Genomic DNA, 10,827 nt, shown 5'->3' on the forward strand with positions numbered 1-10,827 from the left:
ATCAGCCGATCAGGTGCTTGAGAGCAAGCTGGTTCAGGCGGACAAAGCCAAAGTCGCGCTGTGCTGCTGCGTCTGCGTCGAAGTCCTCGAACGTGGTGGTGTCCGCGAGGATGTCCGCCACGGTCTCGCCCTCGGCCAGGGTGGGGGTCGCAAGCTCGAACAGGCCAGCGGTCTTCATTGCCTCCTGAACCTCTGGGTCCTCGCGGTATGCCTTGGACTTGGCAGCGAGCATGTTGTACATCTCCATGTTCGCAACTGCCGAGTCCCACACACCCTCAACGGATTCTGTGCGGCTTGGCTTGTAGTCGAAGTGACGTGGGCCGGTGTAGCGGGTTGCGTTTGGAAGGGCTGGGAAGCCGTTCTCCACGAGGTCAACGGTGAAGAATGCCGAGGTCAGGTCGCCGTGACCGAACACAAGGTCCTGGTCGAACTTGATGGAGCGCTGGCCGTTGAGGTCGATGTGGAAGAGCTTGTCTGCCCACAGTGCCTGTGCGAGGCCGTGCGTGTAGTTCAGGCCAGCCATCTGCTCGTGACCGGTCTCTGGGTTCAGGCCAACGATGTCGCCGTGCTCGAGTTCAGCGATGAAGCCGAGTGCGTGGCCAACGGTTGGGAGGAAGATGTCTCCGCGTGGTTCGTTTGGCTTTGGCTCAAGAGCAATCCGGATGTCGTAGCCCTTTTCCTTGATGTAGGCAGCTACGGTGTCCACGCCCTCGCGGTAACGGTCGAGTGCTGCGTACAGGTCCTTGGCACCGTCGTACTCGGAGCCTTCGCGGCCGCCCCACATGACAAAAGTCTTGGCGCCGAGCTCAGCGGTGAGGTCAACGTTGCGCAGCACCTTGCGCAGTGCAAAACGGCGGACGTTGCGGTCGTTCGAGGTAACGCCGCCGTCCTTGAACACTGGGTGGGAGAAGAGGTTGGTGGTGACCATTTCGATGGTCAAGCCGGTTTCTTCTGCTGCGTCCTTGATCTCGCCGAGGAGCTTTGCACGGGTCGCGTCGTCGGAGCCGAATGGCACTACGTCATCGTCGTGGAAGGTGAAGCCCCATGCGCCGAGTTCTGCGAGCTTGCGGACGTCATCTGCTGGGTTGCGGTGTGCGCGCGATGCGGATCCGAACTGGTCCTGGCCGCTCCAGCCAGTGGTCCAGAGGCCAAATGAAAAGTTGATGTCGTGCTGAGCCATTGTCGTGTCTCCTCGTTGAGAGAAATTATTTGTTGTGTGGTTAAACTTATACGTGGTTTTCGGTAAGGTCAACACCATGACCGTAAGTAATGCAGCTGGGCAGCACACGCTGCGCGAACGTAACCTCGCGCTCGTAGCCAAGGAGATCTTCGCCGCGCCCGAGCCCCTCTCCCGCGCGTCCATCGCGGGACTCACCGGCCTGACCCGTGCAACGGTGTCTTCACTGGTGGATCTGCTGGTAGACGCCCAGATCGTCTCCGAGCTTGCCCCCGTGGTCTCCCGAAAGGCCGGTCGCCCGGCCGTTCCGCTGACCCCCGCCGCCGGCACTTACTTTGGGGTGGGCCTCGAGGTCAACGTCTCTCATCTGGGTGGAATCGTGGTCGATCTGACGGGAAACGTGCTGGCAGAACTCATTACGCCGGGTGATTTCCGCGGTTCTGACCCCGCCGCGGTGATGGCCCAACTAGGCACAATGGCGGTCGCACTCGTAGACGAGGCGTCCAAGGCTGTGCACCAGCCCCGCCGGCAGGCACCTCGCGTGGCGGGGGTGAACCTCGCCCTTCCCGGTCTCGTCGACCCAAACAAGTCGTCCCTCCGAGTAGCCCCAAACCTCGGCTGGAAGGACCTCGACCCGGTCGACACAACCCCAATCTCCTCCGCGCTTTCCGAGGCCCTCGGTTACGGCGTCGAGATCGCAATAGGCAACGAGGCCAACTTCGGTGGCCTCGCCCAGATCGCTTCGAGCGGCCTATCGACCTTCATTTACGTGTCTGCCGAGGTCGGAATCGGCTCCGCGATCGTCTTGGACAGGGATGTGTTCCTGGGTCGCCGCGGGTGGAGCGGCGAGCTCGGCCACGTCAAGGTCGACCCCAACGGGCCGGAGTGCACCTGCGGGTCGCGCGGATGCCTCGAGCAGTACGCAGGCCTGGCCGCGCTGCTGCGCGGCACAGGCCTGCCCATGGACGCCTCAGTTGATGACCTGGTGGAAAAGCTCAAAATTAACGACGAGGTGGCTGGGCAGGTCATCCAGCGGGCCGGGCTGGCCCTCGGGTCCGCGCTGTCCGATTTCATCAACCTCATCGACATTCACATGGTGGTCCTCGGCGGCGTGTATCAAGCGCTTTCTCCGTACCTAATTCCCGTGGTTGAGGAGTCGCTCAAAGCTCACGTCCTCTCGGCGCAGTGGTCCGAGTTCCAGGTGTTGGAGAGTGCCGTTGGCTCCGGAGCTGCCGTTCTGGGTGCCGCTACGGACGTCACCCGCGCGGTCTACGAGTCTCCCGCCTCCTGGATCACCGAGCAGGACGATTAGCGCACGCACGTGCAACTCAGCTTCTCCACGAGGTGCACTCGTCTCACCCACAGCGGTGCGCACCGGGGCAGATAGACTTGAGCGATCCTAAAAACACCGAAGTAGGTTGCGTGTTCGCTTCTCATCTAGTGCGCCGTCGGCGCCGATCCTCTGGTTCTGCTACCCGCATCGTGCTGCTGGGCGCGCTCGGCGCGGTCCTTGCCGCGCCAATGTTCATCGCACTGCCTGCGTCCGCGGAACCTGATGCTCCGGTCGACGTAGTTGAGGAGACAAACCAACTCCTCATTGATGTCACCCTGAACAAGGACGGACGGGTCTCCGTGAAGGAGACCCTGACGTGGGACAAGGACGCCCTCGACTCCGCACCCATCCAGCGCGAGCTCCTCACGTTCTTGCCGTACACGAGCACGCAGTGGCGCAAGTTCGAGTATTCCAACTTTGGTGTGGAGTCGGAACAGGAGGACCTTACCTTCCAGGTGCTCGACGACACTAAGAACATTGCCGTCAAAATCATGCGTGCTCCGGTCGGCCCCTCAACACCTACCACTGAGTCTTCTTCAGCGGGCGAGGAAGAAGAAGTACCCGAGCGCACCACCGCCACCCTCTCCTACGACATCGAGGGCTCCCTCGCTGCCCTCACTACGATTACCGGTAGCCGCGACGAGTTCTATTGGGGAGCTCTGTCCCCCACTGGACACGCATTTGATGCGGTTTCCCTGACAGTTCACTCCCCCACGGCACCGGTCACGGCGGACTGCACCGTCCTAACGCCAGGATCGCTAGATCTGAGCGCATTGGAGGATCTTTCGCAGGAAGACACCCAGGAAGAGGCGCCAGACACCACCACGGACGCGGCCTGCGCCACCTCCGCTCTCAGGCCTGATGCTGTCACCTTCGAGGGAGAAAACCTCAGCGAGTACCGCGGCATCTCCGTCAGGATTGACTACCCCGCGCGCACGTTCGATTCCAGCAGCGCGATCCTCATCAAGGACCCCGATCCTGACGGCACCGCCACCGAGGGCGACGGCACATTGGAGAACGACCCCACCCTGACCGACTCCATCGACCAAGGTATTGAGGCCACGAGTCGCAACACCCTGCCCATCATGGCCGGAGTCCTTGCAGCGATCCTTGGGGCCTTTGCCGTCTACTTCGGCCGCAGGAGGTCGGACGCAACGTTCGCAGGCTTGGCTGCAGGTGACGTCACCGAGGCGTTCGCTAGGACCGCTGCGGCTCGCGAATCTGCCGGGAAAATGTCCACCTCGGTGGCCACCCGCCTTGGACTCCCACTCCCCATTCCAGGTACCACTCGCGTGACCAAGAAGTTCCCCGAGACTCTCCGGTTCGAACCGCCGGCGGACCTCACGGTGGGTGAGGCCGGCGCGGTGCTCTCACTTGACCTGCAGTGGCGGGAGGCAACTGCGACACTCTTCGACCTGGCCTCACGCGGCTACTTCACCGTGTCCGTAGACCTCGATGACAGGCACGCCTTGCCCCGGGACACAGGCTCGGCCTCACCGCTCTCGTGGACCCTGACACGAGCCGCGGGCGCAGAGCTAGACAGCACGAAGCTCACTCGCCACGAGCGCAGGCTGCTCCAGGTGCTCTTTGAAGAGGCCACATCCGTGACTGTCTCGACCCTGCACTCCCACTTTGCGCCACAGGTCCTCGAGGTCCTGAGCGAACTTGGCCGCGAGTTCTCAGGCCGCGGCCTGACCCGCGGGGACCTCGACCACGCAGCGAACGGCCGCGCCCACCGGAAGCGCCGCACTCCGATCGGCCGAGCGTATGCGGAGCAAGCACACGCCTACGCCCAAGCGCTGCGTGTCGACCCAGATCTGGCCGCGTTCTCGCGGCCTGCTGGAGTCCAGTGGGACCCCGCCGACCCGACGGCCAAGATGGCCAAGACGGACCCGACGGAGCAGTCAGCCCAGACCGGCAATGCCACCCCGGACGCGAACCTCTTCTACACTCACCTCCCCTATGCGGTGGTGTTCGACGCTGAGCGGGAATGGGCTGCGGCCTTTGATTCCGCCAAGGTAGATTTTGAGCTGCCGAGCTGGATAGCAGTGAGCGAGCAGGTCCACGTGGCCTCTGCAGCCAAGGACAGGGCCGCGGAGCCGTTTGGCTGGTTTGTTGGGCTCATCTCAAAGCTCGGACACTAGCTCGAACTTAGCCAACAACGCAAAAAGGCCCGGTCATCCTTGACCGGGCCTATGCTTTGAGTGTCGCGAGGTTCGCCGTTGAACCCCGCACTAGATACCTTACCCACGTAACGCAGGTCACCCTGGCCAAAATTGATTACGGTTCTCTAACGTTTCGGCGTGCTCCTTAGCGAGTCCAGACGCACCGTCACACGATGCCGCTGTCCCACCGCAAAACGCTTCTTTCGTGAAAGACTTCGGGCATGGACATCTACATCCCTGCGCCCGAGCACTATAACGACATGCCCTACCGCCGCACCGGTGCGAGCGGCCTCCAACTCCCAGCGCTGTCGCTGGGCCTCTGGCACAATTTCGGCGACACCGCTCCATTCGAAACCCAGCGCGCAGTGCTGCGCCGTGCGTTCGATCTGGGTGTCACACACTTCGACCTCGCCAACAACTACGGCCCTCCCTATGGCAGCGCCGAACAGAACTTTGGCCGCCACATGGCCGCAGACTTCCGCCCCTTCCGTGACGAGATGATCATCTCGTCCAAGGCCGGGTATGACATGTGGCCGGGACCGTACGGCGACGGCGGCTCGCGCAAGTACCTGCTGGCCTCGCTCGACCAGTCCCTGAACCGCATGGGCCTCGACTACGTGGACATCTTCTACTCGCACCGCTTCGACCCAGACACCCCACTTGAAGAGACCATGGGCGCGCTACACACCGCAGTACAGAGCGGCCGCGCCCTGTACGCAGGTGTCTCCAACTACTCGCCAGCGCAGACCAAGCGCGCCGCTCAGATCCTCGCGGATCTGGGCACGCCGCTTCTGATCCACCAGCCGAGCTACTCCATGTTCAACCGCCATGTTGAACTGCCCGACGCCGGCGCCACCGAAGGCTCAGACCTCACGGGCAAGTCCCTGCTGGAGACCGTGGACGAGCTAGGCGTGGGCATGATCTGCTTCTCGCCGCTCGCCCAGGGGCTACTCACCAACCGCTACCTCGACGGCAGTGTCCCGTCTGATTCGCGTGCGGCAGTAGGTCACTTCCTCAAGGCCGACAAGATCTCGGACACCTACCTGACACGCGCTCGCGCGCTCAACGAGATCGCCGGGTCGCGCGGGCAGACCCTGGCTCAGCTGGCGCTGAGCTGGATTCTTCGCGACGATCGAGTCACCTCAGTCCTAGTGGGCGCTTCCAGCGTGGCCCAGTTGGAGGACTCGCTCAAGGCCACCACTGCGGCTCCGCTGAGCGCCTCCGAGATCGAGGCCATTGAGGAGTTCGCAATCGACGGAACCGCCCGCTAGGACGAGGCGCGCTTCCTGCGCAGGGTCAACGGGAACGTACCGAGCGAGAGCTTGGCCCGTAGTTTGCGCCACCGTGAAGTGCGTGCCCCGATCTGAACGATCGCCCGGTCCACCTTGCTCCAATAGTCGGCGCCGTGCGTGGGTTCCAGTTCGTCATAGCCGAACTGGGCCACGTCGGCGCCGTCTGCGAGCGGGAGCACGTGCGCCTCGGGGTTACCTGCCTCGATGAATCGGGCGGTCTCCCTGCGCGTCAGCTCCGCGGGAGGACGAATTCCCAGATCATGGGCGGCGTCAACAAACTCTTGCCAACCCCCTAAAACCTGCTCACGGCCCTCGGCCGACCTACGTGAGTTCCGCCTGCGCGCCTTCGCCGCCACGACAAGCAGCGGACCGAGCAACAGGACAAACACGGGGATGCCCACCGCGAGCGAAACCTTCAGAACGCGGGCCCAGTCGATGGGCGTGCCAGACTGTTCGTCGTCCGCGGCAACATTGGTCTCCTCGGTGTCAACGGCAGGAGGGCTCACGGAAGGCTGTGGGTCTGGCGGGTCCTGGATGGACTCGGGCTGCGGGGAAGGCTTGGCGGTCTCCTGGCTCTTGCTGGGAGTCCGCGACTCGTCAGGCGTTGGGAAGTACGATACCCAGCCAAAATCGTCGTAAAACACTTCAGTCCACGCGGTCATATCCGCACCCGTGAACGTCACGTCACCACCCTGATCGGGTTCCGGAAGGAACCCCATGACCACGCGCGACGGGATGCCCTGCGAGCGAGCCATGAGCGCCATCGCAGAGGCGTACTGCTCCGCATCCCCGATCATCTGGTCCTCGGCAAACAGGTCAGCGATGCGGGACGTCCCGTGGCCGGACAGGGACGGGAAGCCGTCCACCTGCTCGCCGTGGCTGAAGTAGCCGCCGTTGGCTAGGTACTCCTCGAACTTGCGCACCACTAGCGGGACCGTGGCGCCCTCGCGGGAGATCGCGGAGGCGCGGTCCGCGACGATCTCGGGGATCTGGGTCGCGGGGGCAACGTCGATCGAGCCCACTCCGGCCTGCCCGAGTTCCTCGTCCGTGGGCTGATCAGGGATTACGCCGGTCAGGGTGTAGCGGAGGTCGGGGCTCAGCCCGCCCGGCATCACGCCCGCGCCGGTGGCGTCGTTCAAACGGAAGTCGGCACCCAGCCAGGCGTCGTCGAAGGCGATGGAGGTCAGATACCCGATCGTCGGCGTCCACACGCCCCTTAGATAGCCCACCTGCAGGGACACGGAGTATTTCTGGCCTGTGCGGCTCTGCGGGACCTCGTCGCCGATCCGGCGGAACGAACCCGAGCCTGCACGGTTTCCGTCACTCGACACGTCCCACACCACGCCATCAAACTGGTCCATGGTGGCAAGCCGCACGGGAGTTCCTTGGGGCAATCCGGACACAGTCAGCAGTGGGGTCTCCGAGTAGTCCTTGATGAACTGACGGTACGTGGACAACGGCGAGATCTGGTCCTCAAGGTCAAAGGGCGGCACCACGACGGCACGCAGAACTGTGCGCTGGTGATCAGACTGAACAAGGGGCGTCAGGACGAGCGCACCGGCCAGCGCGGTGGCCAGAAGCCCTCCGAGAGACAGCGCACGCGACGGCCGCCACGTGTTCATCCGCCACGATGCCCACACCACCAGGATGAGGGCGAGCAAAATGCCCAGCCCGCGCGGGATCACGCTCTGCGCAGTCCCCCACAAAATGGCCGCAGCAAAGAGCACAAACGGCACACACACGGCCACGAGCGTGGTCGGCCAGGAACGGCGGCGCAGCACCAAGAAGGTCACCGCAACCGCGCCCAGCAGCGCCATGAGAAACGGGAGAATCAGGACGCCATGCGACGCCCCCAGTGGCGGCTCAAGGGTGAGCGCCTCCATCCAGCTGGTGACGAGCCCACTCAGCATCGCCGAGATCGAACGTCCGGAAGGCACAAACCCCGCCACGAGTTCGCTCCGGAATGCGAGAGCACCGCCCACAACCACGTAGGTGAAGAACAACACCACGAGAGTGAGCACGAACGGCCACCGCAGTCGGACCCCCATAACCACTGGCGCGACCCCGCTCAGCGCACCCGCGATGATCGCGCCGAGCGCCCAGGGGCTGTCATACGCCGGAAGCATCGGGACAAGCGCGAGAGCAACACAGAGCACGATGATCCCGACGTCGAGGACAGCGCGCACCACACCCCAATCGGTCGAGTCCGCGACCTCCTGACGCAGTCGTGCCCGGGTCACCCCCGAGGGCTTGCTGCCGAGGCTGGACTCGCTTGGGTCCGTGCCTTGCTGAGTACCCGTGTTCACGCCCGGTCCTCTGCCCTGGCCTGCCTCGCGGGCGGGCGTCACCGGCGAATATGCGGTCATGCAACCACCGCCATGCGCAGCACCCTACCGAGGTCCTCAAGCGCGCCAAGAGATGCAAACGACACTTGGCCCCGGGAGGCGACCACTGACTTAGCGCCGTCCTCGCACAGCAGGAACAGCGCTCTCGCGCCCACCGGCAGGGTCTTTGCCACCTCGCTGAGTTCGGCGCGCGACTGCGTGGTCCCTGTGATCACCACTGCGAGTGAGCAGGTGGGTGCGTCCATGGCGATCCGGCTTGCCGGATCGGTCGCCTGCGAACGCCGGTTCCGTGGTTCCAGCCTCTCGCCTTGGTCGTTGGGGAGTTCGATTCTCGACGAGTCATCGAGTAGCGCTCTCGCGCTGTGGGTCCGTAGGGTGCGAGCCCCCGCAAAAAGGGAAGCGTCCATGGAGTCCCGCAGTACCTGGAGGCCGAACGAGGCGAGCACGGAGACCCCCAGCTCGAACGACTGCTCGGTGTCCCAGTGTGGCCCGAACACGTCGAGCGACACTGCGGTATGCGTGCGCCTAGTGTCTTCGAACTGGCGGACCATCAGCTTGTTGGCGCGCGCCGAGGACTTCCAGTGGATGGTGCGCTTGTCATCGCCCGGCACGTACTCGCGCAGCGCATGAAAACTCATGTCGTCCTCGGACAGGGTGTTCCGAGACTGCCCCTCGAGGTCGTGGATGACTCCGGCCGCCGCGCCCGCCAGCGAAACCGTCCTCGGGTGGACAAATAGTTCCTCGCGGTCAGTCCACGTGACCTCCCTACGCACGAGACCCAAGGCATCCGCGCGCACCGACTTGACCGGACCCACACCGATCACGGACCTGCGCGTCGTGGGGACTGCAAAGAGCTCGGTGTGCGTGGCATCAGGGGCGAGCATCGGCAGCGCAAACTCCGCGCGGCCGCGCCCCACGTTCAGTTCAATTCGCGCCGGAAGTACGCTGCGTCGGCCCACGTTGTGCACGTCGATCGAGCCAAACGCGCGCTCACCAACCTTGACGTTGTACTCGCCCAAGCGAAGATCCACTTGGTAGCTTGACCGCCCGATCGTAGAGAGACCAGCGATCACGACGAGAACGAGGAGCAGCGTACCCGCCGCCACGAACTCCACCCAGCCGAGCGTCCTGCCTACTACAAGGCCAACCACGCCCAGGCCAGCCGCGAGATAGGCGACCGGGGACACGGAAAGGGAACGCCTCCCCGCCTTCAGCGTGGGCCGCGCCGATCCTACTCGGGTGGAAAGCGGCATGGACTACTTCTTCGAGGTGGGTGGTGGAACCTGCACAAGAACGGACTCAACAACGTCCCGTCCCGTCACACCGTTGAACTCGGCGTCCACATCAACCACGACACGGTGGGACAGGACATGCGGCGCCAACGACTTCACATCGTCGGGAATAACAAAGTTGCGGCCTTGGGCCGCAGCCCACACCTTGGCGCAACGGGCCAGCGCGAGGCTTCCACGCACCGATACCCCCACGCGGGCGGACTCGTGCTCGTGTGTGCCCTCAGCGATGCGCGCGACATAGTCAGCGATCACGGGGTCCATGTATACACGCGCGGCAACGCTCGCAAGACCCACCACGTCCCGTGACGTAACGAGTGGCTGCAGCCCCTTAGTGCGGTCACGCTGCGCGGCACCCGCGAGGATCTCCACCACGGACTCGCGGTCAGGGTGGCCAATGGACGTCTTGATGAGAAAGCGGTCGAGCTGAGCCTCAGGGAGCCGGTAGGTTCCCGCCTGCTCGATGGGGTTCTGCGTTGCAATGACCATGAACGGGCGCCCGGCTGGGTAAGTCACACCATCCACCGTCACCGCGGATTCCTCCATGACCTCAAGCAACGCGGACTGGGTCTTAGGCGAGGCGCGGTTGATCTCATCAGCGAGCACGATTGAGGCAAAGACCGGCCCGCGGTGGAAGTCAAAGCTGGACGTCTTCTGGTCGTAAATCGTCACGCCCGTGACGTCGGAGGGCAGGAGATCGGGCGTGAACTGGATGCGCGAGTGCGTCCCGTCAATCGAGGCGGCGATGGCCTTGGCCAGGCTCGTCTTACCCGTGCCGGGAGCGTCCTCAAGGAGCAGATGACCCTCGGTGAAGAGTGCGGTCAACGCCAAGCGAATCGCCGGTGTCTTACCCAGAACCGCCTGGGCCACGTTGTCCACGAGTGCGTTGAAGACTCGTGCGAACTGGGTGGCCTCGGCGGCGGAGGCGACTCGCTGGTCCTGCGCGGTGACGGACGTGCCCGCCTGAGCCGTGGCATCGGGGAGGGCAAGGGACGCGGGTGCTGCAGAGCTGAGGTCGTGTTGCGTGCTGCTGGCTGCCGGTGCAGGCACCTGCGCCGCGGGATGGCTCATCGCGGAATCGAGCGACCCGTAGGCTGCGGAGTCGGGAGAGATCGAGGAACGCGCTGACAGCGCATCGCCGCTGGTGTGCGTAAGGTCCACGCCTGCACGTTCGTCTCCCGGAAGGGGAGGAAGTGGCACGTTGCCATCTCTCATCTGACTTCTCG

At 64.1% G+C, this 10,827-nt stretch carries 7 protein-coding genes; 3 read left to right on the plus strand and 4 right to left on the minus strand.

Features of this window, described 5'->3' with window-relative positions:
• Position 1 precedes the first annotated feature (1 nt).
• The gene (gene xylA, locus HGSM_RS01075; protein ID WP_019146889.1) at positions 2–1,180 is read right to left on the minus strand and encodes a xylose isomerase; all 1,179 of its coding nucleotides are present in this window, start codon (positions 1,178–1,180) and stop codon (positions 2–4) included.
• Between the two features lie 76 nt (positions 1,181–1,256).
• On the opposite strand from xylA, the gene HGSM_RS01080 reads away from it, so the two are divergent.
• From HGSM_RS01080 to mgrA, 3 genes are all read left to right on the plus strand, one after another.
• Complete coding sequence (locus tag HGSM_RS01080; protein WP_040594402.1) at positions 1,257–2,489, plus strand: ROK family protein; 1,233 nt, start codon at positions 1,257–1,259, stop codon at positions 2,487–2,489.
• A gap of 110 nt (positions 2,490–2,599) precedes the next feature.
• Positions 2,600–4,654: a DUF2207 domain-containing protein gene (locus tag HGSM_RS01085; protein ID WP_154646199.1), complete on the plus strand. Its 2,055-nt coding sequence runs from the start codon at positions 2,600–2,602 to the stop codon at positions 4,652–4,654.
• A 242-nt stretch (positions 4,655–4,896) separates the two neighbouring features.
• Positions 4,897–5,946, plus strand: a complete 1,050-nt coding sequence (mgrA, locus tag HGSM_RS01090; RefSeq protein WP_019146892.1) for an L-glyceraldehyde 3-phosphate reductase — start codon at positions 4,897–4,899, stop codon at positions 5,944–5,946.
• Here the strand turns inward: mgrA and HGSM_RS01095 are convergent.
• Genes HGSM_RS01095 through HGSM_RS01105 form a run of 3 tightly spaced genes read right to left on the minus strand, consistent with a single transcriptional unit; the run spans position 5,943 to position 10,480 of the window.
• Complete coding sequence (locus tag HGSM_RS01095; RefSeq protein WP_081581248.1) at positions 5,943–8,333, minus strand: transglutaminase family protein; 2,391 nt, start codon at positions 8,331–8,333, stop codon at positions 5,943–5,945. The genes mgrA and HGSM_RS01095 overlap by 4 nt on opposite strands.
• Complete coding sequence (locus tag HGSM_RS01100) at positions 8,330–9,565, minus strand: DUF58 domain-containing protein (protein WP_019146894.1); 1,236 nt, start codon at positions 9,563–9,565, stop codon at positions 8,330–8,332. The genes HGSM_RS01095 and HGSM_RS01100 overlap by 4 nt, the downstream gene beginning before the upstream one ends.
• A gap of 3 nt (positions 9,566–9,568) precedes the next feature.
• Positions 9,569–10,480, minus strand: coding sequence for an AAA family ATPase (locus HGSM_RS01105; protein ID WP_051009600.1), 912 nt, complete (start codon positions 10,478–10,480; stop codon positions 9,569–9,571).
• Positions 10,481–10,827: the final 347 nt, after the last annotated feature.

This window comes from Timonella senegalensis JC301 (assembly GCF_000312125.1).
Taxonomy (GTDB): Bacteria; Actinomycetota; Actinomycetes; order Actinomycetales; family Cellulomonadaceae; genus Timonella; species Timonella senegalensis.

Coding starts and splice junctions, on each gene's coding strand:
- HGSM_RS01095 (WP_081581248.1), bottom strand. CDS start 8,333: ATGACCGCATATTCGCCGGTGACGCCCGCCCGCGAGGCAGGCCAGGGC.
- mgrA (WP_019146892.1), top strand. CDS start 4,897: ATGGACATCTACATCCCTGCGCCCGAGCACTATAACGACATGCCCTAC.
- xylA (WP_019146889.1), bottom strand. CDS start 1,180: ATGGCTCAGCACGACATCAACTTTTCATTTGGCCTCTGGACCACTGGC.
- HGSM_RS01100 (WP_019146894.1), bottom strand. CDS start 9,565: ATGCCGCTTTCCACCCGAGTAGGATCGGCGCGGCCCACGCTGAAGGCG.
- HGSM_RS01080 (WP_040594402.1), top strand. CDS start 1,257: ATGACCGTAAGTAATGCAGCTGGGCAGCACACGCTGCGCGAACGTAAC.